The organism is Massilia horti (genome assembly GCF_004614195.1).
GTDB classification, from domain to species: Bacteria; Pseudomonadota; Gammaproteobacteria; order Burkholderiales; family Burkholderiaceae_D; genus Telluria; species Telluria horti.
The window spans coordinates 1-25,057 of record NZ_SPUM01000049.1 but is presented as its reverse complement, the minus strand read 5'-3'; the positions used below and the strand labels follow the sequence as shown (position 1 = coordinate 25,057).

Sequence of the window (25,057 nt, the reverse complement as noted above, 5' to 3'; positions counted from 1 at the left end):
GTTTCGGCGAGGCATAGTCACGCCTTCGACATGCGGTTGATTCACGTTACGATTAACAGCCTAAAAAAAATGCCCGCCGGCGAGCCGGCGGGCATTCGGTGTGCCAAGCGGGCCGGGTGGCCCGCCGGGAATCAGAACGACTGGTTGTAGCGCATCCAGATGAAGCGGTCGATCGGACGCTCGGAGTCCACGGCCGACGACGAGGACGTGCCGGCTGTGTACACCAGGAACGGCTTCTTGTCGAACACGTTGTTCGCGCCCACCATCAGGCGTGCATTCCATGGGAATTTGTACGCCACCGACAGGTCGAAGTAGTAGTTGCTCGGCAGCTGGTTCACACCGAGGCCACCGCTGTAGCGCTGGTCCGGCATGTTGCAGTCGACCACCGGATTTTTGAACGGGCACTTGTCGTCGATGCGGCTGTAGAAGCGCATACCCAGGTTGGCGCTCCAGTTGCCCAGGCTCCAGTCAAGGGCGGAGTTGTTCTTGAAGCGCGAGTAGCCACTTTCGCCAACGTACTCCACATAATCCGCCGTGTTGGTGCTCTTCGTCTGCCACGAATTGACATAGGTCGTATCCGAACGCAGGCCAAACTGACCGAACTGGGTGCGCGGGAAGCGGTACTTGAGCCCGAAGTCGATGCCGCGGGTGTGCATGGCGCCCAGGTTGGTGTTGCCGCGGTTCAGTTCGACGATCGCGCCGCTCGAATCACGACGCACCTTGTTGCAGTACGTCGGTACGTTGTCGACGTAGCAGAAGGTCAGGGTCTGGCTCGCGCTGACGCCCGCAATCCGGTTTTTGATCAAGATGTCCCACCAGTCGAGCGACAGCGACAGGCCGTTTACCCACGACGGGCTGTAGACCAGGCCGACGGTGCGGGTCTCGGAGGTTTCCGGCCGGATGTCCGCGTTGCCTGCGCCAGAGTTCGACGGGTACGGGTTCTGGGTGGACGCGGTCACGGGGCTGCCTGCCTGGTTGCGCTGGCGGTAGCCGGCCGGCACGCCGAGGGCGGCGCAGCGCGCTGCCACTTCCGGCTCCCTGGACGCGTTGCCGACCGCGCTGTCGCACGGGTCGAGGAACGAGTCGTACGACTGCGAGCCGCCACCGAAGGTGTCGTTCAGGGTCGGCGCACGGAAGCCCTGGGCGTAGGTGCCGCGCACCAGCAGGTCCTTGATCGGCTTCCACATGAAGCTGGCCTTGCTGTTGGTGGTGCTGCCGAAGTTGCTGTAGTCGGAGTAGCGTGACGCCACGTTGATGCTCAGCAGCTCAGCCATGGTCATGCCCTTGAGCAGCGGAACGTTCACTTCAACGTAGGCTTCCTTCACGTTGTAGGAGCCGGTGGTCGGCATGCCGCCCAGGTCGGTCGAAAAGCCGTTGCGCTGCATCATGTCCGGACGGTCGTAACCGTTGGCGGTACGGTACTCGAGGCCGGTCGCCACGCCGATTGCGCCGGCCGGCAGGTCGTACACTTCGCCGGTGATGTTGGCGGTGGCGCTGTTGATATTGCTGCCGTAGGTCAACACGGTTTCAGCCATCGAGTAGTTCAGGGCGGCCGGTGTGGCGGCCGACGGGCCGCCGAGGATGTCCCAGGGCACGCACTCGGCCAGCGGGATCGGGTTGGCCGGGGTGCCGCACTGGACCACGCCGCTGGCGTTCTTGAACGACGGGCCGAGCGCCCGCTTCAGGTTGATCAGGTTCAAGTTACCGGTCGAGATCGTGTCGCCAGCGATCGCGCTGTGGTTGTAGCCGATGTCCCAGTTCCAGGTCTTGCTGCCAACGTTCAGCTCGCCTTCGAGGGTGGCGTCGATATGCAGGGTGCGGTTGGTGTTATCGGTCCCGCGCGGCACTTCGATGGTGCGGCGGTAGAAGAACAGATCCTGACCCTTGCCGGCGCCGGCGACCTGGTTGCCGTACGGGTTGTAGTAGTTGTCCTTGTCGATGTAGACCGGGTACTTGCTCTGGGTGAGCGAATTGAGCGGATAGCCGGCGATCACGCGCGACGAGAAGCGGTCGGCGTACATGGCGGTGGTGGTCAGGCGCATGCTCTGCGGCAGTTCGACCGAGCCCTTGACGAAGATCGAGGTCATCCGGCTGGGCGACAGGTAGTGCATCTGCAGGCTCGAGTTGTACTTGTCCTCGTCTACCGCATCGTTGTAGGTGTGGTAGTTGGCCGGGTTACGCGAGTCCGCGCCGGTGCCCGAGCCGTCATAGCCCCCGGTGTGGTTCAGGTACTTGTTGCCGACCGTGCCGGCGGTGGAGGCGCCTTTGGAGTCGACGGCGGTGATGCGGCCCCACGGTCCGGCGCCCAGATTGCTGGACAGGCGGTCGACGCGGCCCGAGCCGTAGCGGGTGATCTCGCGGTCCTTGGCCCACACCGCGCCTTGCGCGGTGTGCGACAGGGCGAACATCAGGTTGGCCTTGTCATTGCCGGTGCCGTAGGACAGCGAATAGTCTTTGTTCTTGCCGTCGCCCAGCTCGTTCTGGCCGACGTAGGCGCTGGCCTGGCCGCCTTCCATCGACTTTTTCAGGATGATGTTGACCACGCCGGCGATGGCATCGGAACCGTAGATCGACGAGCCGCCGTCGCTCGAGATTTCCACGCGGTCGATCAGCGACGACGGGATGGTCGACATGTCGGTGTAGCCGGACACGGTCTGGGTCCAGCGCTTGCCGTTGACCAGCACCAGCAGGCGGTGGCCGCCCAGGCCGCGCAGGCTCGGGAACTGGCCGCCCTGCTCACGGTTGGAGGTCAGGGCGTTGCCGCGGGCGAAAGACGGGGAGCCGGTCGAGCTCAGGCTGTTGACGATGTCGCCGACGGTGACCAAGCCCGTTTTCTGGATCTGTTCCTGGGTCATCACCGTGACCGGCGTCGAGGTCTCCACGTCGACCTGACGGATGCGCGAGCCGGTGATTTCGACACGTTGCAGGCTGGACGATTGTTCCTGGGCCAGTGCGCCCATCGAGTGCAGCGCCACGGCAACGGCGATAGTGATCTTGGTACGTTGTTGCATGTAATGTTTTCTCCACATTTATTGTGTTGCCGGTGGGTCCGGCAGTTTCATAAAACAAACAGCTTTTTTGCCCGAGAGTCAGGTTCAGCAAGTGATTTCTTGGTGAGCAATATTTCAAGGTGCACAACTATCACATCATCCGGTATGTACCTATGTCAATATGCGTTGCAACAGATATCAGTATTGCTGAACGGAAAACAACACTTTTGGTGGGAAACGTACGAAGAGCGGGGTTCAGGCAGGTAACAATGTTTGGAAGAGCAACTACAGCGCGGCGCCTGCAGGGGCCGACCCCGGCCCCTGCAGGCGGACCCGGTGCGGCAACCGGCGGGGCGGTCGGCCTCGGCGGCCGCGCTTTGCCAGCGCGGCCTCGACCCAGTCCAGCTCGGTGAGAAAGTGACGAAAAACCGGGGGTCAGGCAGCTTGCCCGAAACTTTGTTTCCAGAGGCTAACGACAGCGGCGTCGGCGGCGCCGACGAGGGCGCGCTCGACCCGCGCGTTTTCCTGTCCCTGCAGGCGGACTTGGTGTTGCAGCCGGCGGTAGTGGCGGTAGGCGTCGGCGGCCGCGTTTGCCAGCGCGGCGTCGACCAGGCCCAGCTCGCCGCAACGGTGCAGCAGGGCGATGTTGCCGGCATTGGCCGTGAGCTGCGGGTAGCGGCAGGCGTGACGCAACACCAGGTACTGGACGATGAATTCGACGTCGATCATTCCGCCCGGATCCTGCTTGAGGTCGAACAGGCCGCTGCGGTTCGGGTGGGCGTCGTGCATGCGCTTGCGCATCTTGAGCACTTCATCCTTGAGTTCGGCCTCGCGGGCGCTGCGGTCCTGGCGCAGCACGCTCTCGCGGATCGCTTCAAAGCGCACACCGATGCCGGCGTCGCCTGCGCAAAAGCGCGCGCGCGTGAGCGCCTGGTGCTCCCATACCCAGGCCGACTGGTGCTGGTAGCGCTCGAACGCGGTCAGCGACGAGACCAGCATGCCGGACGCGCCGTCCGGGCGCAGCGCGGTGTCGATGTCGAACAGGATGCCGGCCGGGGTGTGGGTGGTCATCCAGGTGATGAAGCGCTGGGCCAGCTTGGCGTAGTTGGCCGGCGCCGCCTCGTCCTCGTCGTCGAAGAGGAAAATGACATCGAGGTCGGAGACATAGCCCAGTTCCTTGCCGCCCAGCTTGCCGTACGCGACCACGGCAAAGCGCGGCACCTCGCGGTGGCGGGTGGCGATCGTGCGCCAGGCGTACTTGATGACCGCGGCCACGATCACGTCGGCCAGCGCCGACAGGTGGTCGGCCAGGTGCTCGACCGACAGCTCGCCGGCCAGGTCCAGCGCCAGCAGCCGGAACAGTTGGGCGTGGTGGGTCTCGCGCAAAATGTCGAGCTGGCGTTCGGTGTCGCCGCCGGCTTCAATCAGCTGGGCGTCCAGGCTGGCGGCCAGCTGCCCCAGGTCGTCGATCGCGCTGCCGCGGTCGTCCAGCAGCTCGTCAAGCAGGATCGGGTGCTGGGTGAGGAAGGTCGCGGCCCAGCCGCTGGCGTTGAACATCCGGATCACGCGCTCCAGGGTGTGCGGATATTCGGCCAGCAGCGCCAGGTAGGCCGAGCGGCGCGCGATCGCTTCGAAAAAGTCGAGCAGGCGCCCGAGCGTGGCGGCGTGGCTGCCCAGGCCCGCCTCGCGCACCGTGTTGGCGATCTGGGGCAGGGCGGCGTTGACCAGCGCCGACAGGCGCGTGCGGCTCGCTTCCGGCAGCGCCTGCAGGCGGCTCGAGCCCCAGGTGGCGACCAGGCGCCGGCTCGCGGCAGCCGGGTCGTCGAAGCCGAGCGCGGCCAGCCGCAGCTCGATCGCTTCGCTCTTGTCCGGGTCCGACGCCAGCGCCAGGCCCGGGTCCAGCGGCTCGGCCTCGGCGGGCGCGCTCTTGTCGGCGAACATCGCATCGAACTGCTGGGCGACATAGCTGCGCGTGGCTTCCAGCCGGTCCATCAGCGTGGCCACATCGGGCAGGCCCATCATGTGCGCGATGATGGCGCGCTCAAGCTCGCCTGCGGGCAGGCTGTGGGTCTGGGCGTCGTCCAGGTATTGCAGCCGGTGTTCGAGGTTGCGCAGGAAGGTGTAGGCCTCGAGCAGGCCCTCGACCGTCGCGGCCGGCATCAGCTCGCGCTCGGCCAGGAGGCGCAGCGTCTTGCGCGTCGAGCGTTCGCGCAGCGCCGGGTCGCGCCCGCCGCGGATCAGCTGGAACACCTGGGTCAGGAACTCGATCTCGCGAATCCCGCCACGGCCCAGCTTGACGTTGTTGCTGCGCTCCGGGTGCAGGCGTTCCTGGCGGCTGACCTCGGCGCGGATCTGGGCGTGCATGGTGCGGATCGCATCGATCACGCCGAAGTCGAGGTAGCGGCGGAAACAGAACGGGCGCACGATGTTCTCCAGCGCCGCGATGTCCTGCGGGTCGCCGGTGACGGCGCGCGCCTTGACCCAGGCATAGCGCTCCCACTCGCGGCCCTGGACGATCAGGTATTCCTCGAGCATGCCCAGGCTGGCGGCCAGCGGCCCGGAATTGCCGTTCGGACGCAGCGCCATGTCGACCCGGAACGTGATGCCGTCCTCGGTCACTTCGGACAGCGCGCCGATCAGCTTGCGTCCCAGGCGCGTGAAGAATTCATGGTTGGACAACTGGCGCTGGCCGGGTCCGGCCGCGGTGTCGCCGTCCTCGGGGTAGATGAAGATCAGGTCGATGTCGGACGAAACGTTCAGTTCGCCGCCGCCCTGCTTGCCCATGGCCAGCACGATCAGCTGCTGCGGCCGGCCGCTCTCTTGCCCGATGGGCATGCCGTGCAGGGCGACCAGCTCGGCCGAGAGCGCCTCCACGTGGCGCGCGATGGCAAAGTCGGCAAAGCGGGTGATGGCCGTGACCACCTCGTCAAGATGGGCCCGGCCGCTAAGGTCGCGCTCGATGATGGCCGCGACCAGCAGGTTACGCAGGCGCCGCATCGCGCGCGGCAGCGGCAGGCCGGCCGCAAGGTCGGGCGCCAATCCTGCGCCGAAATCGAGGCAAGCCAGCGATAATTGGGCCAGCTCGGCCACGCGTGCGGCTCGCCCGGGGTCGGCAGCAAGCCAGCGTTGGTAGAAGCGCGACGCGCACGCCGGGGAAGCTTGGGTCATGCGGGTCCCATCCTCATTAAAAACAATGTGTTACGGCAAGCGTGCGATGCGGTAGAATTGCCCGCCATGCTGCCCGGGGTCAGCATGATGGTAAGGTAGACGCCGCGACTGTTGCAAGCGCTCTCTTATTCAAGTACTCATTAACACGGCGAGCCTTTTATTAGCACCTTGATGCATAACCAGGAACCGCAGGCAGCCGGCGAGCCATTGGCGCTCGCCCAGCGTTGGCGCCGGGTGCGTGCGGTTTACCGCTACGCCAACCTGGCGTCGCACCACCTGTTGGGCTTTGCGCTCAAGGCGGCGTTGCTGGTGTACTTCGTGCTGGCGCTGCTGTTCCTCGTGCTGCGCTACGCCGTGCTGCCCAACATTGACATGTACAAGGGCGACATCGAGCGCGCCGCCAGCCACAGCCTGGGCAACCGGGTCACCATTTCCCGCATCTATGCCTCGTGGCACGGATTGCATCCGAACCTGTTCCTGGGCGACCTGGCGCTGCACGACCGCCAGGGCCGGCTGCTGCTGGCCTTGCCGTCGGTGTCGGCCACGCTGTCGTGGGTCAGCGTGTTCGCCGGCGAGCCGCGCTTCGAGTCGCTGGAGATCAACCGGCCGGAGCTGGACGTGCGGCGCGACGCGGCCGGCCAGTTGTTCGTGGCCGGCGTGCACATGGGCGAGAACAAGGGCGGTCCCGGCGGCGCCGACTGGCTGTTCCGCCAGCGCGAGATCGTGATCCGCGAGGGCACGCTGCACTGGACCGACGAGTCGCGCGGCGCGCCGCCCCTGGCCCTGCAGAACCTGACCATGGCGCTGCAGAACCGCTGGAACACCCACCGCTTCGCGCTCAAGGCCACGCCGCCGGCCGAGCTGTCCCAGCCGCTCGACGTGCGGGCGCGGTTCACCCATCCGTTCGGCGCGCACGCGTCCGACGCCAGCCTGTGGCGCGGCGAGCTGTACGTCGACCTGCGCGATGCCGACCTGGCGGCGTGGAAGCGCTACTTCGATTATCCGTTCCTGCTCGAGCGCGGTTCGGGTTCGGTGCGGGCCTGGCTCGCGCTCGACCAGGCCCGCCTGGCCGGGTTCACCGCCGACGTCGGGTTGACCGGGGTCTGGGCGCGCCTGGCGCACGAACTGCCGCCACTGGAGCTGGCGCGCGTGTCCGGGCGCCTGTCGGCGCGCGAGGAACTGGTGCCGGGTTCGGGCGGCGGCAAGCCGACTTTCGGCGCGCATGGCCACACGTTCAGCCTCTCCGATTTCTCGATCACCACCCGCGAAGGGGTGCAGCTGCCGCCGGCCACGCTGTCGGAAACCTGGCGCCCGGCGGCCGGCAAGACGCCTGAATCGATCAGCATCGAGGCGCGCCAGGTCGACCTGGCGGCGCTGGCCGAACTGGCGGCGCAGCTGCCCATGACGCCGCTGCAGCGCGCGATGCTGGCCGACTACGCGCCGCGCGGCCAGCTGCTCGACTTTTCCGCGCAGTGGCAGGGCCACTATCCGGACATCGGGGCATATCGGATCAAGGGCAAGGTCGCGGACCTGTCGATCGAGGCGCAGCCCGCCCATCCCGGGCTGCCGGCGGCGAACGGCCTGCCCGCGCTGCCGGCACGGCCCGCGCTGCCGGGCTTTGCCAACCTGTCCGGCTCCATCGACGCGACCGAGAAGGGCGGCAGCATCGTGATCGATTCGAACCGTCTGGCGCTGTCCATGCCGGCCTGGTTCGCCGAGCCGACAGTGCCGTTCGACCGCTTTGCGCTGCAGGCGCGCTGGCACTACGCGCCACAGGACCAGCTGCAGCTGGAGGTCGACAAGTTCGCTTTTGCGCAGGGCGCTCTGCACGGTTCGCTGTCCGGGCGCCACACGCTGCCGCTGGCCGCGGGCCACGGACCCGGAGTGGCCGACTTCACCGGCACGATCGACGGCTTGCAGATCAACGAGGTGGGGCGCTTCCTGCCGCAGGCCACACCGGAGCACCTGCACGAGTGGCTGACCGGCGCGCTGCAGGGCGGCACCCTGCGCAGTGCCACGCTGCGGCTGCGCGGCGACCTGGCGCACTTCCCGTTCCGGGCCGACCATCCGGCCGAGCGCGCGGCGGGCGAATTCCGGGTCGCCGGGCGCATCGCCGGCGGCGTGCTCGAATACTCGCCGGCGCACAAGGCGGCGGACGGCAAGAGCCCGCTGTGGCCGCTGGCCGAGCAGATCAACGGCAGCATCGTGTTCGACCGCGCGCGCATGGAAATCCGCGGCGATACCCTGCGCACCATGGGCATTGGCCTGTCGAACGTGAAGGCGGTGATCCCGGACCTGACGGCGCACGAGCAGATGCTCGAGATCGACGGCAGCGCCGCCGGCGCGCTGCAGGACTATTTGCGCTATGTCGCTCAGAGCCCTGTGCACGAGTGGATCGGCGGCTTCACCGAGGAGGCCCGCACCAACGGCAATGCGCGGCTGGGCCTGAAGCTGCGCCTGCCGCTGGCGCACATGCACGACGCCAAGGTGCAGGGCGTACTGCAACTGCAGGGCAATGACGTGCAGCTGTATCCGGACCTGCCGCCGGTGCAGGCGGCGGGCGGGCGCATCGAATTCACCGAGCACGGCGTGCTTCTGAATGGCGTGTCCGGCAGCTTCCTGGGCGCGCCGCTGGCGCTGTCGGGCGGCACCCAGCGCGACCACTCGATCGTGGTGCGGCTGGCCGGGGTGCTGTCCGCCGATGGCATACGCCGCACCGCGCCCGAGCCGGCGCTGCAGCGCCTGGGCAAACACATGTCCGGCAGCACCCGCTACGGCGGCACGGTCATGGTCAAGGACCACCAGCTGACGGTATCGCTCGACTCGAACCTGGCCGGGCTGGGCCTCGAACTGCCGGCGCCGCTGAACAAGGCGCAGCCGGACGCGCTGCCGCTGCGCTTCGTGCTCACCGGCGCACCTGGCGACGAATCGGGGCTGGCGCGCCAGGACATCCGGGTGGGGCTGGGGCAGGCGGTGGCGGCGCGCTACCTGCGCGAAAAGCATGGCAGCGGCCCGTGGGTGGTGCAGCGCGGCGGCGTGGGCGTGAACGTGCCGGCGCCGGAGCCGGACAGCGGCATGATGATCAACGTGAACATGAAGTCGCTCAACGTCGACCAGTGGCTGGCGGCGGCGGCCGACATCGCGGGCAAGAACGAGCCGGCGCCGCGCGTCGAGGGCACGGCCAGCGGCCCGGACCTGGCGCAGTACTTCGTGCCGAACGTGATGGCGGCGCGCGCCTCCGAGCTGATCGTCAGCGAGCGCAAGCTGGTCGACGTGGTGGTGGGCGCCTCGCACCAGAAGGACACCTGGCAGGCCAGCATCAACTCGCGCCAGGCCTCGGGCTACGTGACCTGGGACGAGGGGCCGAGCGGCCAGGGCCTGGGCAAGGTGACGGCGCGCCTGGCGACCCTGTTCATTCCCGAGTCCGAGGCCGCCGAAGTGAAGGACCTGCTTGAATCGAACCGCAGCTCGACCACCATCCCGGCGCTGGACATCGTGGCCGAGCGTTTCGAGCTGTTCAACAAGAAGCTGGGGCGCCTCGAACTGGCGGCCAGCAACGCGCAGGTGCCGGTGCAGGCCGGGCGCGAATGGCGCATCGACCGGCTGGCGCTCACCACCCCGGACGGCGCGCTGAACGCTTCCGGCCGCTGGGTGACCAAGGATGGCAAGAGCAATACCGGCATGCACTTCAATCTCGACATCAAGGATGGCGGACGCCTGCTGGACCGGCTCGGCTTCCCGGAGACGCTGCGCCACGGGAAAGGCCATCTGGCGGGCGACATTTCGTGGAACGGCCTGCCGTACTCGCTCGACATTCCCAGCCTGTCGGGCCAGATCCAGATGAACGTGGAGGACGGCCAGTTCCTCAAGCAAGACCCGGGCGCGGCCAAGCTCCTGGGCGTGCTGAGCCTGCAGATGCTGCCGCGCATGCTCAAGCTCGACTTCCACGACGTGTTCTCGGAAGGGCTGGCGTTCGACGCGATCACCGCCAACGCCAGCATCAGCCGCGGCGTGGCCAAGACCGACAACCTGAAGATGCGCGGCGTGGCGGCCACGGTACTGATGGACGGCACCGCCGACATCGCGCACGAGTCGACCAACCTGCACGTGGTCGTGATCCCCGAATTTAACCTGGGCACCGGCCCGCTCGTGTACGGCCTGGCGGTGAACCCGGTGATTGGGCTGGGCAGCTTCCTGGCCCAGCTGTTCCTGCGCGCGCCGGTGATGAAGGCGCTCACCTACGAAATGCAGGTCACGGGGCCGTGGAAGTCGCCGACCATCACCAAACTCGACCACCGGCAGGCGCAGGAGCGCGCGGCCGCCGTCCAACCCCAGAAGGAGTGATTGATGACCCTGGTTGCAGCAGTGCAGATGGTGTCGACACCGAACGTACCTGAAAACATCGCGACCGCGCGCCGGCTGGTCGGTGAAGCGGCCGGGCGCGGCGCGCGGCTGGTGGCGTTGCCGGAATACTGGCCGATCATGGGCATGGTTGATGCCGACAAGGTCGCGCATGCCGAACAGCCGGGCGCGGGCCCGCTGCAGGAGTTCATGGCAGAGTTGGCGCGCGAGCACGGCATCTGGCTGGTCGGCGGCACGCTGCCGCTGGCCTCAAGCGATGCCGGGCGCGTGCTCAACGCGACCCTCGTGTACGACCCGCAAGGCCGGCAGGTGGCGCACTACGACAAGATCCACCTGTTCGGCTTTAACAAGGGCGACGAATCGTACGACGAAGCGCGCACCATCGTGCCTGGGGACGCGGTCGGCAGCTTCGAGGCGCCGTTCGGGCGGGTCGGCCTGTCGGTGTGCTACGACCTGCGCTTCCCGGAACTGTACCGGGCGATGGGCGAATGCGCGCTGATCGTGGTGCCGGCCGCCTTCACCTACACCACCGGGATGGCGCACTGGGAAGTGCTGCTGCGCGCACGCGCGATCGAAAACCAGTGCTATGTGCTGGCGGCGGCGCAGGGCGGCACCCACCAGAACGGGCGCCGCACGTTTGGGCACAGCATGCTGATCGATCCGTGGGGGCAGGTCAAGTCTGTGCTGGCCGAGGGCGAAGGCGTGATAGCCGGCGAGCTTGACCCGGCCTACCTGGCCTCGGTTCGCGAGAGCCTGCCGGCGCTCAAGCACCGCAAGCTGTAACCGCGCCGTAGGGTGCGCACAGGTGCGCACCCTACGCCTCCTGCATACCTCGGCTGTACACAGCCTGCGGTGCGATCGATGCGAATATGGCACAATGCCCCATCGATATCAGAAAGACCTGACGCAAAATGACCCCATTCGAACCGAACCTTTCCTCAATGGCGATCGCGCGCGACGTGCTGCTCACGCCGTTCGGCCTGGACGAAGGCAAGCTCCTGACCACGCTGGGCACCATGTTCACGCACAAGGTCGACTACGCCGACCTGTACTTCCAGTTCACCAAGAGCGAGGGCTGGAGCCTGGAAGAGGGCATCGTCAAGACCGGCAGCTTCTCGATCGACCAGGGCGTGGGCGTGCGCGCGGTGTCGGGCGAGCGGACCGCTTTTGCCTACTCCGACGACATCTCGGAACGCGCGCTGCTGGACGCGGCCGCGGCCACCCGCACGATCGCGCGCGTGGGCACCGGCAAGATCAAGGTGGCCACCAGCGCGCGCCCGACGGGCGGCCGTTCGCTGTACCTGCCGCACGACCCGCTGGCCTCGCTGGACGCGGCGGCCAAGGTGCGCCTGCTCGAGCGTGTCGAAAAGCTGGCGCGCGCCAAGGACCCGCGCGTGGTGCAGGTGATGGCTGGCCTGGCCGGCGAGTACGACGTGGTGCTGGTGGTGCGCAGCGACGGCGTGCTGGCGGCGGACATCCGCCCGCTGGTGCGGGTGTCGGTGACCGTGATCGCCGAGCAGGACGGCCGGCGCGAGATGGGCTCGTCGGGCGGCGGCGGCCGCTTCGACTACGCCTATTTCACTGACGAGATCCTGGAACAGTACGCGAGCGAGGCGGTCAAGTCCGCCTGCGTCAACCTGGAGGCGCGCCCGGCGCCGGCCGGTCCGATGACGCTGGTGCTCGGTCCGGGCTGGCCCGGCGTGCTGCTGCACGAGGCGGTCGGCCACGGCCTGGAGGGCGACTTCAACCGCAAGGGCTCGTCGATGTACTCGGGCCGCATCGGCGAGCGCGTCGCGGCCAAGGGCGTGACGGTGGTCGACGACGGCACCCTGCAGGACCGCCGCGGTTCGCTGAACATGGATGACGAAGGCAACCCGACCCAGTGCACGACGCTGATCGAGGACGGCATCCTGAAGGGCTACATCCAGGACACGCTGAACGCGCGCCTGATGAAGATGCCGATCACCGGCAACGCACGGCGCGAATCGTTCGCGCACCTGCCGATGCCGCGCATGACCAACACCTACATGCTGGCCGGCGACAAGGACCCGCAGGAGATCATCGCCTCGGTCAAGAACGGCCTGTACGCGGTGAATTTCGGCGGCGGCCAGGTCGATATCACCAACGGCAAGTTCGTGTTCTCGGCCAGCGAGGCCTACATGATCGAGAACGGCAAGGTGACCTACCCGGTCAAGGGCGCGACCCTGATCGGCAACGGCCCGGACGTGATGAACCGCGTATCGATGATCGGCAACGACATGCGGCTGGACTCGGGCGTGGGCGTCTGCGGCAAGGAAGGGCAGAGCGTGCCGGTGGGCGTCGGCCAGCCGACCCTGCGCATCGAGGACGTGACGGTGGGCGGGACGGCGTAAGCCGTTGCAGTTACGGCGTAGGGTGCGCACCTGTGCGCACGCTGTACGTTTGAATGCCGTTGGCTCGTGTATGCACAGGTACCGCGTGCGCACTGGTGCGCACCCTACGACAGACGGGGGCGGGCGACGGAAAAACCGCTTGCCAACGTTCCGGCATTGTTGCTATAGTCGATCGACCCATTCGGAGCGACCATGCGTCACGCAGCCTTTTTTACCTGGTTTTTTTACTTTTGCCATTCCAGCCAACCGGCGGTGGAGTAGCGACAGGTTCACGCACCAGCAAGACGCAGTTCCGAAGCAAAATTCCAAAAACCGCCAGCGATGGCGGTTTTTTTATTTCCCGCACATGACAAACGGAGAACAGCATGCCTCGCACCGACGACTTACGCATCCGCGAACTGAAGGAACTCACGCCGCCCTCGCACCTGATCCGCGAGTTCCCGGTGACCCCGGCCGCCGAAGAGACCGCCGCGCAGGCGCGCATCGCGCTGCACCGCATTTTGCACGGCCAGGATGACCGGGTGATGGTGGTGATCGGCCCGTGCTCGATCCATGACCCGAAGGCGGCGATGGAGTATGCGAAGAAGCTGGTCGAACAGCGCACGCGCTTTGCCAGCGAGCTCGAGATCGTGATGCGGGTGTATTTCGAAAAGCCGCGTACCACGGTCGGCTGGAAGGGCCTGATCAACGACCCGTACATGGACAACAGTTTCCGCATCAACGACGGGCTGCGCATGGCGCGCGAACTGCTGCGCGACATTAACGAACTCGGCTTGCCGGCCGGTACCGAGTTCCTCGACGTGATCAGCCCGCAGTACATTGCCGACCTGGTCAGCTGGGGCGCGATCGGCGCGCGTACCACCGAGTCGCAGGTGCACCGCGAGCTTGCTTCCGGCCTGTCGTGCCCGGTCGGATTCAAGAACGGCACCGATGGCAACATCAAGATCGCGGCCGACGCCATCAAGGCCGCCTCGCAGCCGCACCATTTCCTGTCGGTGACCAAGGGCGGCCATTCGGCGATCGTGTCCACCGCCGGCAACGAGGATTGCCACATCATCCTGCGCGGCGGCAAGACGCCGAACTACGACGCGGCCAGCGTGGAAGACGCGTGCAAACAGCTCGCTGCCAATGGTTTGGCGGCGCGCCTGATGATCGACGCCTCGCACGCCAACAGCAGCAAGAACCCGGAAAACCAGGTGCCGGTGTGCGCCGACATCGCGCGCCAGATCGCCGGCGGCGACGACCGCATCGTGGGCGTGATGGTCGAGTCGAACCTGGTCGGCGGGCGCCAGGACCTGGTGCCGGGCAAGGAGCTGACCTACGGCCAGTCGGTGACCGACGGCTGCATCGACTGGGACAGCAGCGTGCAGGTGCTGGAAGGGCTGGCGCAAGCGGTGCGCCAGCGCAGGCTCAAGGAAGACGTGTAAATAAAAGGGAACCGTAGGGTGCGCACCTGTGCGCACGCGGCGTATGCTGGCTCGCGGCAACGCCATCTTTGGGCACGCTTTGCACCGCGTGCGCACGGGTGCGCACCCTACGGCCATGTACGCACCGCGCGGCTAACGGTGACAGCGCCAAGAAAAAAGGGCGGTGATTGCTCACCGCCCTCTGTCTCATGCGCTAAACCAGATTAGAACTGGTAACGCGCGCCCGCCTTGAAGTAGCGGCCGATTGCGCCGCTCGCATCCATCGGGTTGTAGCTCATGCCGCCGTAGGTCAGCGGGTCGAGCGGGGCAACCTTGTCGAACAGGTTCGTGATCGAGCCGAACAGTTGCAGCTGCTTGGTCAGGTTGTAGCGGGCCGACAGGTCGACCGTGGTGAACGAGGCCAGGTGGCAGCCGGCCGGGGCCGGCGAACCGTCTGCGAACACCGACGCGCACTTGTCGCCTTCGAAGTAGATGTTCTTCATGTCGGCGCGGTAGTTCGCGGTCGCGGTCACGTTCCAGTCATTCTTGTCCCACGAAGCGACCAGGCTGATCTTGTCCTTCGGCGTGCCGGCGCAGTTCGAGGTATCGCAGTTGCCGTGCGTGCCGGCATACTGGTACACCGTGGTGGCCGATTCGGCGCGCTTCCATGAGGCGATGTGGGTCCAGTTCATGCTGACCGTGGCGCGGCCGTAGTCGCCCAGGCGAATGCGCTGCTTGATGTCCAGGTCCACGCCCTTGATTTCGGTATAGCTCGAGTTGCGGTACGGCGCCTTCGACAGCAGCAGGGTGCCGGTGTTCGGGATCACCACGCCATTGACAACCAGGTTGTTGTCGGCGCGGATCGCGGTCGGCAGCGCCGCAGCCTCGGCGTACGGCAGCGGGTTGATCTCGTTCTCGCGCTTGATCTTCCAGCCATCGAGCGCCAGGCTGGTGTCGGCCAGCGGATCCCAAACCAGGCCCAGGGTGTAGCCCTTCGACTTCTCCGGCGACAGGTTCGGGTTGCCGACCTTGACCGCGCCGATTTGCAGGCTGCAGTCGGTGGTGGTGGCGCCGCCGGCGGCCGGTTTGCCGTCCGGGCAGCGGATCGGATCACGCACCGACGAGCTGCCGGTGCTCTGGCTTTCCGTGCCCGTTTCAGCCGGCCCCGGCGCGCGGAAGCCTTGCGAGTAGGTGCCGCGCAGCGCGAAGGTCTTCAGTGGCGTCCACTTGGCGCCGACCTTCGGCGTGGTCGACGAAAAGTTCTTGTACTTGTCGTAGCGCGCCGCGGCCGACAGTTCGACCGTGGGCAGCACCGGCGCCGCCAGTTCGACGAATACCGCCGAGATGTTGGTGTCGCCCTTGGCCGCCACGTAGGACGAGTTGATGGTGCCGTCCTGGGAGCCGGACAGCGACGGATTGTCCAGCTTTTCGCGGCGGTGCTCGGCGCCGACCGCCACGCCCAGCGCGCCGCCCGGCAGTTGCATCAGCTCGCGCGAGGCCTTGAAGTCGACGATGTCGAGCTGGGTGGTCGAGTGCGAGGTCGCATCGGTCACCATCGCCGCGTACAGCGAAGCCGGGTTTTTGTTGGACTGGGTGCCGATGTAGTACGGGAAGTACTTGCTGCTCGGATCGGACAGGGCCGCTACCAGCACCGGCATGTTGATCATGTTGGTCCATCTCAGGTCCAGCTTGGACTGCGAGTGCAGCAGGGCGGTGTCGTAGTCCCAGCCCATGGCCGAGCCTTTCAGGCCGACCACGAAGCGGTTGAACTCGTTGTCCGCGTAGCGGGTCGAGGGGCCGACGTCGAACATCGAGTAGCGCACGCGCACGTCGGTGCCGTACGGATTCTGCGGGTGCTTGGCCGACATCATGATCGCGGTGCCGGTACCGGAGCCGTAGTTGATCACGCCGGTCGGGTACTTGGCGTTCGGCGGGAACGCGATGGTCGGGCTGATCGAGGCCGGGGTCAGGGTGAAATTGGTGTTGCGCTTGCTGTAGCCGGCTTCGGCGTACAGCTGCATGCCGTTTTCCAGGTTCTTGGTGAAGCGGCTGTACAGGTTAAAGCCGTCGATCTGGGGCTGCATCGAGCGGAACTGGTCGGCGTACCACAGGCAGCCGCCGGCCGGGTCCTGGGCGGTGGTCACCGAGAATTGCGAGCAGCCCGGCAGCGAGACGAAATTGCCGGTCTTCGGATCGCGCAGCGCGCCAGTCGGCGTGGCGCTGGAGGCGCCCGGCGTGATGTAGCCGGCGGCAAACTGGCCGTTGGCGCCATAGCCCCACGGACGGATGTCGCCGTGGCCGATCCAGTTGCGGCCGGCGCGGTCCTTGTTCATCAGCTCGTGGTTGCCATATATCTCGGCATTGACCAGCACGTTGTAGCCGTCCGATTCCAGGTTGCCCTTGCCCCAGGTGACAGAGCCCTTGCCCATTTCGGCGTCGCGGTATTTCGATTCGCCGCCTTGCACCTTGACCACGGTGCCGGTGAAGTCCTTCTTCAGGATGATGTTGACCACGCCCGCGATCGCGTCGGCGCCGTAGATGGACGAGGCGCCGTCCTTCAGGATCTCGATGCGCTCGACCGCTTCCATCGGCACGGTCGACAGGTCGGTGAAAGTCTTCTGGCCATCATCGGCGCGGCCGAACGGCGCCATGCGGCGGCCGTTGAGCAGCACCAGGGTCGACGTCGCGCCCAGGCCGCGCAGCGAAATCGCGGTCGAGCCGGCGGCAAAGCCGTTGCCAAAGCCGGTCGGCAGCGAGCCGGCGCCGTCGGCGGTCAGGGTTTGCAGGTATTCGGCCACGGTGCCCTTGCCGGACTTGGCCAGGTCGGCGCTGCTGATCACCTGGACCGGCGATGCCGTCTCGGCGCTGGCGCGCTTGATGCTCGAACCCGTGATCTCCACGCGTGCCACATTCTCGCTCGATGCGTCCTGTGCCCAGGCCGGGGCCGAACCCATGGCTGCAACGGCAAGGGCAAACGAGACTGCTTGTGCTATGGCTGTTTTCTTATGCATATCTACTCCAAGATTGTTTCCGTCATTTAAACTTTTGGTGAGAAAACGCATGTAATTGCTTTTAGGCAAATTGCAGAACGCCAATACTACATATGGATTTCATTACCAATAGTTAATCTATCTTTGGTACAAAATTTAGTTTAATTATTTTCCAAAGCGGCTTCATCAGAACATTCCACACAAGAAGATGTCAATACGAACACTCACCGACGAACAAGAAAACAACACTGGCTGAGGGAAAGCCGGGGAGGCGCGCTGAGCCAAGCCATCGGCGCGCTGGGCAATGGTGCGGCGCCAGAATGCTGGCCGGCGGCAATAAGCCCGGCAGAGGGCGAGGGCGTTGTCGGATGTCGATGGCTATACGGCGCGGCAATTGCTGCATCGCGGAAAATCTGGACTGCCAACGGTGGGCAATATGCGCTATCGTTACGCCTTTCCTTGGGCGACAGCGGGCGCGGCCGCTTACCCACCATCGAGAGTGTTCATGTTTGCATATATCCTGCGGCGGCTATGGCAGATGCTGCCGACCATGGCCGGCGTCGTCGTGCTGGTGTTCGTGCTGTTTAACTGGGTCGGCGGCGACCCGGCCTACCTGCTGGCCGGGAAAATGGCCAATGCCGAAGCCATCGCCAACATCCGCAAGCAGCTGGGCATGGACGAGCCGTACTACGTGCAGCTGTGGATCTTCGTCAAGCAGATCGCGACCTTCGACTTCGGCAACGCCTGGAGCACCGGCGAGCCGGTCTCGCACATCATCGCCACCCGCCTGGGGCCGTCGCTGACGGTGCTGGTGCCGCTCACCGTGCTCGAAACCGTGCTGGGCATCGCCGCCGCGCTCACGATTGCGTTCGTGCGCGGCTCGCTCACCGACCGCGCCGTCATGGTCGCCTGCACGGTCGGCATGTCGATCTCGATCCTGGTCTACATCATCGTGTTCCAGTACTGGCTGGCCTACAAGCTCGGGCTGTTCCCGGTGCAGGGCTGGGGCGAGAACTGGCTGCAGAACCTGCTGCGCTACGCGATTCTGCCCATCCTGATCGGCCTGGCGGTGTCGGTCGCGCCCACGCTGCGGCTGTTTCGCAGCTTCGTGCTCGACGAGGTGGGCCAGGACTACGTGCGCACCGCGCGCGCCAAGGGCCTGCCGGAACGCCGCATCGTCTGGGTCCACGTGCTGCGCAACGCCTCGATCCCGATCATCACCTACGTCATGTCCAACCTGCCGGCGCTGTTGATCGGCGCGTTCCTGCTCGAGCGCTTCTTCGGCATTCCCGGCATCGGGCGCGAAGTGATCCTCGCGGTCGAGCGCAGCGATTTCCCGGTCATCAAGGCCATTACCGTCTACGTCGCCGCCGCGACCATGGTGTTCAACCTGCTGGCCGACCTGATGTACCAGGCGGTCGACCCGCGCGTGCAATTGAAGTGAGAAGGACCATATGAACCAGGCAGTAACTTCGCCGCCAGTCTCGGCCGGCCTGTGGACGCTCGCCTGGCGGCGCCTGCGTGCCGACCGCGTCGCCATGGCCTCGCTCGCGGTGGTCGGGCTGTTCCTCGTGATGCTGGCGCTGTCCGCGACTGGCCTCATTGCCGCCGACTGGGAGGACGAAGTCGCGCTCAACTACGCGCCGCCGGCCTTCGTGGGGCCCGATCCGGCCGCGCTGGCGCTGCAGAACCAGCCCGTGCGCGCGGTGCCGGAGAACGCCTTCGATCCGCTGGCCGCGGACATCGCGGCGGTCAAAAGCGAGCTGGCGCAGCATCCCTCCAAGGCTAAATCCCAAAAGCTGGCCACGCTGCCATTCGGTGCCGACAAATGGGGCCACGACATCATCAAGAAGACCATCAAGGGTGGCGAGACCTCGATCGTGGTCGGGCTGGTCGCGGCGTTCGTGGCGGTCGCGCTGGGCACCTTGTTCGGTGCGGTGTCGGGCTACTACGGCGGGCTGGTCGACGACCTGTTCAATTGGTTCTACAGCATCTTCACTTCGATCCCGTCGATCCTGATGATCCTGACCGTGGCGGCGGTGCTGCAGCATAAGGGCGTCATGACGATCGTGCTGATCCTGGGCCTGACTGGCTGGACCGGACCGTACCGCCTGATGCGCGCCGAATACATCAAGCACAAGGCGCGCGAATACGTGATGGCGGCCGACGCGATCGGCGCTTCCTCGTGGCGCCGGATGTTCTCGCACATCTTCCCCAACGTCTCGCACGTGGCGCTGGTGCAGATGTCGATCCTGGTGGTGGGCTTCATCAAGGCCGAGGTGATCCTCTCGTTCCTCGGCTTCGGGGTGCCGGTCGGCGTGGTCTCGTGGGGCAGCATGCTCAACGAGGCGCAAAATGAACTCATCCTCGGCAAGTGGTGGCAGCTGGCGGCCGCCGCCAGCGCGATGGCGCTGCTGGTGACCGCGTTCTCGCTGTTCGCCGATGCGCTGCGCGACGCGCTCGACCCCAAATTGAAATAAGGCCCGGGCATGACTGAATCCCCAAACCTGCTCGAAGTGCGCAACCTGCGCATCTCGTTTCGCGTCGATAAAAAGAACACATTCGAGGCCGTCAAGGGCATCTCGTTCGACCTGCCGAAGAATGCCACCGTGGCGCTGGTCGGCGAGTCGGGCAGCGGCAAGTCCGTCAGCTCGCTCGCCGTGATGGGCCTGCTGCCGATTGATACCACCATCATCCATGACGGTTCGTCGGTCAGCTTCGAGGGACGCGAGCTGCTGGCGCTGCCGGTTGGGGAGCGGCGGCACATCTGCGGCAAGGACATCGCGATGATCTTCCAGGAGCCGATGTCGTCGCTGAACCCGGTGTTCACCGTGGGCTTCCAGATCGGCGAGGTGCTGCGCCTGCACATGGGGATGAGCAAGCGCCAGGCGCGCGCGCGCACGCTCGAGCTGCTGGAAGAAGTTGGCATTCCCGATCCGGCCACGAAGATCGACGCCTACCCGGGCCAGATGTCGGGCGGCCAGCAGCAGCGCGTGATGATCGCGATGGCGATTGCGTGCGAGCCCAGGCTTCTGATCGCGGACGAGCCGACCACGGCGCTGGACGTCACGATCCAGAAGCAGATCATGGAGCTGATCGCCCGCCTGCAAAAGAAGCGCCAGATGTCGGTGCTGTTCATCACCCACGACCTGGGGCTTGTGGGCGAGATCGCCGACCGCGTGATCGTGATGCGCCACGGCGTGGTGCGCGAGGAGGGCGCGGCGCGCCAGGTGTTTGACGCGCCGGTCGACGCTTACACGCGGGCGCTGCTGCACTGCCGCCCCAGACTCGACGAGCGGCCGGTGCGCCTGCCGGTGATCGACGATTACCTGAGCGGCAGGGCCAGGGAAGGTATCGAGCTGCCGCAGCGCGCGCGCGGCGTGGGCGCGAATGACGAGCCGGTGCTGGTGGTGAAGAACCTGGCCAAGAGCTTCTGGCTGCGCGAGGGGCTGTTCGGCAAGCGCGAGTTCAAGGCGGTCAAGGACGTGTCGTTCTCGCTCGCGCGCGGCAAGACCCTGGGCGTGGTCGGCGAATCGGGCTCGGGCAAGACCACGGTCGGATTGACCTTGCTGCGGCTGCACCGCGCCAGCGGCGGCAGCGCGTTGTTCGGCGGCCGCGACCTGGTGGCGATGTCCGACCGCGAGTACCAGCCGTACAAGCGGCGCATCCAGATCATCTTCCAGAACCCGTATGCCTCGCTCAACCCGCGCTTCACGGTCGGGCAGATCCTGCTCGAGCCGATGCGTATCCACCGGATCGGCGCGAGCGATGCCGAGCGCATCGCGACCGCGCACCACCTGCTCAAGCGGGTCGGGCTGCCGGAGCAGGCGTTCTACCGCTATCCGCACGAGTTCTCGGGCGGCCAGCGGCAGCGCATCGCGATCGCGCGCTGCCTGACGATGAAGCCGGAGATTCTGGTCTGCGACGAATCGGTGTCGGCGCTGGACGTGTCGGTGCAGGCCCAGGTGCTGAACCTGCTGCAGGACCTGCAGGACGAGTTCGGGATGAGCTACATCTTCATCTCGCACGACTTGTCGGTGGTTCGTTACATTTCGGATCAGGTGATGGTGATGCATCACGGCAGCGTGGTCGAGATGGCCGATTCGGACGAGTTGTATCGCAATCCGCAGCATCCCTACACCAGGTCGCTGCTGGCGGCGATCCCGCGCGGGGCATAGGACCTGCTGCCCAAACACGTCGTCCCCGCGAAGGCGGGGACCCATAACCCGCTGGCATGTTCGCTCAACTTCATCGAAAGCCGCGGCTGCGCGAACTCAGCATGGATCCCCGCCTACGCGGGGACGACGAGAGAGTCGTGGCGGGGGAGAACTCATCCGCCGGTTTTCGGCTACCATAGTGGCATGACCCAGTTCACGCACCTGATCCAAAATTATGGCGTACTGATCGTGTTCGCCAGCGTGCTGCTGGAACAGATCGGCTTGCCGGTGCCTGCGTTCCCGATCCTGATCGCGGCGGGCGCGCTTGCCTTCGAGGGCAGCCTGAGCTGGCCTGTGTGTCTGGCGAGCGCAGTGCTTGCCTGTTTCATTTCCGATTATTTCTGGTTCCGCGCCGGCCGCTTTTACGGCAAGCGCATCCTGCGTCGCCTGTGCCAGATTTCGCTGTCGCCGGACTCCTGCGTCAGCCAGACCGAGAACCACTTCAGCCGTTTTGGCGCCAAGTCGCTGGTCGTGGCCAAGTTCGTCCCGGGCTTTAGCACGGTCGCGCCGCCGCTCGCCGGCGCCATGGGCACCACCACCCCGGTGTTCATCTGGCTGTCGCTGGCTGGCAGCCTGTTGTGGAGCGGCACCGGCATCGGGCTGGGGCTGTGGTTCCACAACAGCGTCGACCAGATATTCGAAAGCATGGAAACCATGGGCGGCACGGCGCTGTTGGCGTCGTTGACGCTGCTGGCCCTGTTCGTGCTGTTCAAATACATCGAGCGGCGCCGCTTTCTCAAGGCGCTCGGCGTGCCGCGCATCAGCATGGACGAGCTCAAGGCCCTGATCGACGGCGGCCACGACCCGCTGATCGTCGATGCACGCAGCGCCACGGCGCAGCGGCTGGAAAGCGGCATTCCCGGCGCGCTGCTGTATCAAGAGCACGAACCGGCGCGTCTGATGGCGGATCTCGACAAGGAACGCCACATCGTGGTGTATTGCAGCTGCCCGAACGACGTCACGGCGGCCCAGGTGGCCAAGGAATTCGTCGCCAAAGGATTTTTGCGCGCCCGTCCGCTGCAGGGTGGGCTTGATGCCTGGAACGCGCACCACCACCCCGCGCCGGGCGAATTGGAGCACCATCACGCCACCTGAGGGTGGCTCTCTCTTTGCCACCTCCGTAACTTGACTACTTTGCCCGTTCGCCCAAGGGTGAAAACTCGCGCATAATTGCCGTGTGCTGGATGTACCTAAACTACAAAATACTTGCGTCAACGCTAATGAATCCTTAAGCTTGGGACGCGACCGTTATTTCGCAGTTCCATGACCGTCACGCCCGCTCATCCGCCACTCCAGCCGTCTGGCGCCCCCGGTTTTACCGGCGGGCCGCGCCTGCTCGCCGACATCGGCGGCACCAATGCGCGCTTTGCGCTGGAGATCGGGCCTGGCAGGATCGAGCTGATCGAGGTGCTGGCGTGCGAAGCCTACCGGACCCTGGCCCACGCGCTGCGCGCCTATCTTGCGAGACCAAAGGTGGCGCGCGCCGGTGCCATCCGGTACGCCGCGATCGCGATCGCCAACCCGGTGGTCGGCGATTTCGTACGCATGACCAACCACCATTGGGCGTTTTCGATCGAAGCGATGCGCCTCGAGTGCGGCTTCGACACGTTGCTGGTGGTGAACGATTTCTCCGCCCTGGCGCGTGCCTTGCCGATTCTTGCGAGTGGCGACAGGCTGCAAGTCGGCGGCGGCGCGCCGAGCGCGCATGCGGCGCTGGGGCTGGTGGGCGCCGGCACCGGGCTGGGGGTGTCCGGCCTGATCCCGCTGGGCGCCGGCTGGGCCGCGCTGCGCAGCGAAGGCGGGCACGCGACGTTCTCGCCCGCTAACGAGCTTGAAGTGGCGGTCCTGCAATTTGCGTGGCGCGAATATGAGCACGTGTCGGCCGAGCGCTTTCTCTCCGGCGCCGGCGTGGAGCTGATCTACCGTGCGCTGGCGCACCACGCCGGCGTGCCGGCCGAACCGCTCGCCGCTCCCGAAATTTCGCGCCGCGCGCTGGCGGGCGAATGCGCGCTGTGCGACCAGGTGCTGGAAGTGTTTTGCGGCATGCTGGGCACGCTGGCGGGCAACCTCGCGGTCACGCTGGGCGCCGAGGGGGTATTTATATCGGCGGCGGCATCGTGCCGCGCCTGGGCGAACGTTTCGTGCGCTCATCATTTCGCAGCCGCTTCGAACACAAGGGGCGCCTCAAAGCCTACCTCGCGCAGGTGCCGACCTACGTGATCACCGCCGAGTATCCGGCGTTCCTGGGCTTGTCCGCCATTTTGTCGGAAAAACTGTCCGACTGATGCAAACCGGGGTGCGCACGCTTGTAGCTTGTCCTTTTGCGTGTTTTATCGGTTACAATGACCGCTAAGTTGGAAGAAACGATGTCGATGCTCGCATCGTGCGCACCCGTCCCAGGTTGCGCAGGAGCACAGAGAGCTCGCGTTTCGCTTGAAAATCAACGGCTTGGAGCCCGCTTGGCACGCGGGCAGCCCCGTGGACGGGACTGGCTCCCGCCACCAAAACGTTCCGCCCGGCCCATGCAGGCACGGGCCACGGATTCCAGTTTCAACGTGCAGCAGTCCTGACGCCCCCGGGTCGCACCGGCCATTGGCACTCGTTGAACCGTTTTTGTTTGATATTTTCTTTGCACTCGAGCCAGACGACATCGTTATGAATACTGATGAGGCCAAGAGGGTCCTCGAGACCGCTTTGCTATGCGCCCGTGAGCCGATGTCGATCCACGGCATGAAAAAACTGTTCGTCGAGGTCGACGCCAATGGGCGCCAGGTCGGCCCTGGAGTGGGCACCGATACCATCAAGATTTTGCTGGAAGAACTGCGCCAGGACTGGGATGGGCGCGGCATCGGGATCGTGAGCCTGGCGTCCGGCTGGCGTTTCCAGAGCCGGCCCGAGATGAAGCCTTACCTGGACCGGCTGACACCCGAAAAGCCGCCGAAATATTCGCGTGCGACCTTGGAGACGCTGGCGATCATCGCCTACCGCCAGCCGGTCACCCGTGCCGACATCGAGGAAATCCGCGGGGTCGCGGTCAATTCGCAGACGATCAAGATGCTGGAAGACCGCGGCTGGATCGATGTGGTCGGCCACCGTGAAGTGCCGGGGCGCCCGGCGCTGCTCGGCACCACCCGGCAGTTCCTCGACGACCTGGGGCTGGCCACGCTGGCCCAGTTGCCGCAGCTAGAGGACCTGGCGGACGGGCGCGATGCCCGCAGCATCGAAGCGCTGGAAGCGGCGTTGCAGGAAAACTTTGACAAGGCGGCCGGCGTGGCGGGCCTTGATGACACTACCGAGACTTCACCAGTTGAAGTTCCGATTCACGACCCTGCGCGAGGGGACCCGGCCGCTGCCATGGCGCCTGGCATCGCGCCCGGTCCGCAAAACCAAGAAACGAATGATGAATCCAACAGATAATATCGAGACCAGCCCGCTCGACGCAGCGGGACAGGAAGCCGCGGCCAAGCCGAAGCGGCGCACCCGGGCGGCAGTGGCCGGGGGCGATGCCGCACCGGCCGAGGCCAAGCCCAAGCGCGCGCCGCGCAAGCAGGC

The 25,057-nt window shown here is 65.9% G+C and carries 12 protein-coding genes and 1 pseudogene; 10 read left to right on the top strand and 3 right to left on the bottom strand.

All coding sequences use genetic code 11. The features are described 5' to 3' along the window. Nucleotides 1–131: 131 nt before the first annotated feature. Both E4O92_RS09020 and glnE read right to left on the bottom strand, forming a co-directional pair. Nucleotides 132–3,011, bottom strand: a complete 2,880-nt coding sequence (locus E4O92_RS09020; protein WP_135189442.1) for a TonB-dependent receptor domain-containing protein — start codon at nucleotides 3,009–3,011, stop codon at nucleotides 132–134. Nucleotides 3,012–3,425: 414 nt separating this feature from the next. Then, complete coding sequence (glnE, locus tag E4O92_RS09015) at nucleotides 3,426–6,158, bottom strand: bifunctional [glutamate--ammonia ligase]-adenylyl-L-tyrosine phosphorylase/[glutamate--ammonia-ligase] adenylyltransferase (protein ID WP_135189441.1); 2,733 nt, start codon at nucleotides 6,156–6,158, stop codon at nucleotides 3,426–3,428. 171 nt (nucleotides 6,159–6,329) lie between these two features. Here glnE and E4O92_RS09010 point away from each other — a divergent pair, with 171 nt between their 5' ends. The 4 genes from E4O92_RS09010 to aroG all read left to right on the top strand — a co-directional run bounded on the left by E4O92_RS09010 (nucleotide 6,330) and on the right by aroG (nucleotide 14,319). Beyond that, a complete protein-coding gene (locus E4O92_RS09010; RefSeq protein ID WP_135189440.1) occupies nucleotides 6,330–10,502 on the top strand; it encodes a YhdP family protein in 4,173 nt (1,390 codons plus the stop codon). Nucleotides 10,503–10,505: 3 nt separating this feature from the next. After that, nucleotides 10,506–11,303: a carbon-nitrogen hydrolase family protein gene (locus tag E4O92_RS09005; protein ID WP_135189439.1), complete on the top strand. Its 798-nt coding sequence runs from the start codon at nucleotides 10,506–10,508 to the stop codon at nucleotides 11,301–11,303. Nucleotides 11,304–11,431: 128 nt separating this feature from the next. Further along, the gene (gene tldD / locus E4O92_RS09000; RefSeq protein ID WP_135189438.1) at nucleotides 11,432–12,892 is read left to right on the top strand and encodes a metalloprotease TldD; all 1,461 of its coding nucleotides are present in this window, start codon (nucleotides 11,432–11,434) and stop codon (nucleotides 12,890–12,892) included. A gap of 365 nt (nucleotides 12,893–13,257) precedes the next feature. After that, the gene (gene aroG, locus E4O92_RS08995; protein WP_135189437.1) at nucleotides 13,258–14,319 is read left to right on the top strand and encodes a 3-deoxy-7-phosphoheptulonate synthase AroG; all 1,062 of its coding nucleotides are present in this window, start codon (nucleotides 13,258–13,260) and stop codon (nucleotides 14,317–14,319) included. A gap of 203 nt (nucleotides 14,320–14,522) precedes the next feature. On the opposite strand, the gene E4O92_RS08990 is transcribed toward aroG, so the two are convergent. Then, the gene (locus E4O92_RS08990) at nucleotides 14,523–17,309 is read right to left on the bottom strand and encodes a TonB-dependent receptor (RefSeq protein WP_135189436.1); all 2,787 of its coding nucleotides are present in this window, start codon (nucleotides 17,307–17,309) and stop codon (nucleotides 14,523–14,525) included. Between the two features lie 484 nt (nucleotides 17,310–17,793). On the opposite strand from E4O92_RS08990, the gene E4O92_RS08985 reads away from it, so the two are divergent. The 6 genes and pseudogenes from E4O92_RS08985 (at nucleotide 17,794) to scpB (ending at nucleotide 24,922) form a co-directional block, all read left to right on the top strand. Beyond that, nucleotides 17,794–18,732, top strand: coding sequence for an ABC transporter permease (locus E4O92_RS08985; protein WP_135189435.1), 939 nt, complete (start codon nucleotides 17,794–17,796; stop codon nucleotides 18,730–18,732). A 10-nt stretch (nucleotides 18,733–18,742) separates the two neighbouring features. Next, nucleotides 18,743–19,768 carry an ABC transporter permease gene (locus E4O92_RS08980; RefSeq protein ID WP_135189434.1) on the top strand — a complete coding sequence of 342 codons (1,026 nt, stop codon included), beginning with the start codon at nucleotides 18,743–18,745 and terminating at the stop codon, nucleotides 19,766–19,768. A 9-nt stretch (nucleotides 19,769–19,777) separates the two neighbouring features. Further along, on the top strand, nucleotides 19,778–21,466 hold the full coding sequence (locus E4O92_RS08975) for an ABC transporter ATP-binding protein (protein ID WP_135189433.1): 1,689 nt from the start codon (nucleotides 19,778–19,780) through the stop codon (nucleotides 21,464–21,466). A 183-nt stretch (nucleotides 21,467–21,649) separates the two neighbouring features. Then, the gene (locus tag E4O92_RS08970) at nucleotides 21,650–22,600 is read left to right on the top strand and encodes a DedA family protein/thiosulfate sulfurtransferase GlpE (RefSeq protein WP_135189432.1); all 951 of its coding nucleotides are present in this window, start codon (nucleotides 21,650–21,652) and stop codon (nucleotides 22,598–22,600) included. A 168-nt stretch (nucleotides 22,601–22,768) separates the two neighbouring features. After that, nucleotides 22,769–23,712: pseudogene (gene glk, locus E4O92_RS08965) on the top strand (glucokinase); the annotation flags it as partial. Between the two features lie 448 nt (nucleotides 23,713–24,160). Continuing rightward, entirely contained in the window at nucleotides 24,161–24,922 is a 762-nt protein-coding gene (gene scpB / locus E4O92_RS08960; RefSeq protein WP_135189431.1) for an SMC-Scp complex subunit ScpB, read from the top strand. Nucleotides 24,923–25,057: the final 135 nt, after the last annotated feature.

What these genes read in the sequence shown, in the direction of transcription:
- E4O92_RS09020 (WP_135189442.1), bottom strand. Translation starts at nt 3,011, where the DNA reads ATGCAACAACGTACCAAGATCACTATCGCCGTTGCCGTGGCGCTGCAC.
- glnE (WP_135189441.1), bottom strand. Translation starts at nt 6,158, where the DNA reads ATGACCCAAGCTTCCCCGGCGTGCGCGTCGCGCTTCTACCAACGCTGG.
- E4O92_RS09010 (WP_135189440.1), top strand. Translation starts at nt 6,330, where the DNA reads ATGCATAACCAGGAACCGCAGGCAGCCGGCGAGCCATTGGCGCTCGCC.
- E4O92_RS09005 (WP_135189439.1), top strand. Translation starts at nt 10,506, where the DNA reads ATGACCCTGGTTGCAGCAGTGCAGATGGTGTCGACACCGAACGTACCT.
- tldD (WP_135189438.1), top strand. Translation starts at nt 11,432, where the DNA reads ATGACCCCATTCGAACCGAACCTTTCCTCAATGGCGATCGCGCGCGAC.
- aroG (WP_135189437.1), top strand. Translation starts at nt 13,258, where the DNA reads ATGCCTCGCACCGACGACTTACGCATCCGCGAACTGAAGGAACTCACG.
- E4O92_RS08990 (WP_135189436.1), bottom strand. Translation starts at nt 17,309, where the DNA reads ATGCATAAGAAAACAGCCATAGCACAAGCAGTCTCGTTTGCCCTTGCC.
- E4O92_RS08985 (WP_135189435.1), top strand. Translation starts at nt 17,794, where the DNA reads ATGTTTGCATATATCCTGCGGCGGCTATGGCAGATGCTGCCGACCATG.
- E4O92_RS08980 (WP_135189434.1), top strand. Translation starts at nt 18,743, where the DNA reads ATGAACCAGGCAGTAACTTCGCCGCCAGTCTCGGCCGGCCTGTGGACG.
- E4O92_RS08975 (WP_135189433.1), top strand. Translation starts at nt 19,778, where the DNA reads ATGACTGAATCCCCAAACCTGCTCGAAGTGCGCAACCTGCGCATCTCG.
- E4O92_RS08970 (WP_135189432.1), top strand. Translation starts at nt 21,650, where the DNA reads ATGACCCAGTTCACGCACCTGATCCAAAATTATGGCGTACTGATCGTG.
- scpB (WP_135189431.1), top strand. Translation starts at nt 24,161, where the DNA reads ATGAATACTGATGAGGCCAAGAGGGTCCTCGAGACCGCTTTGCTATGC.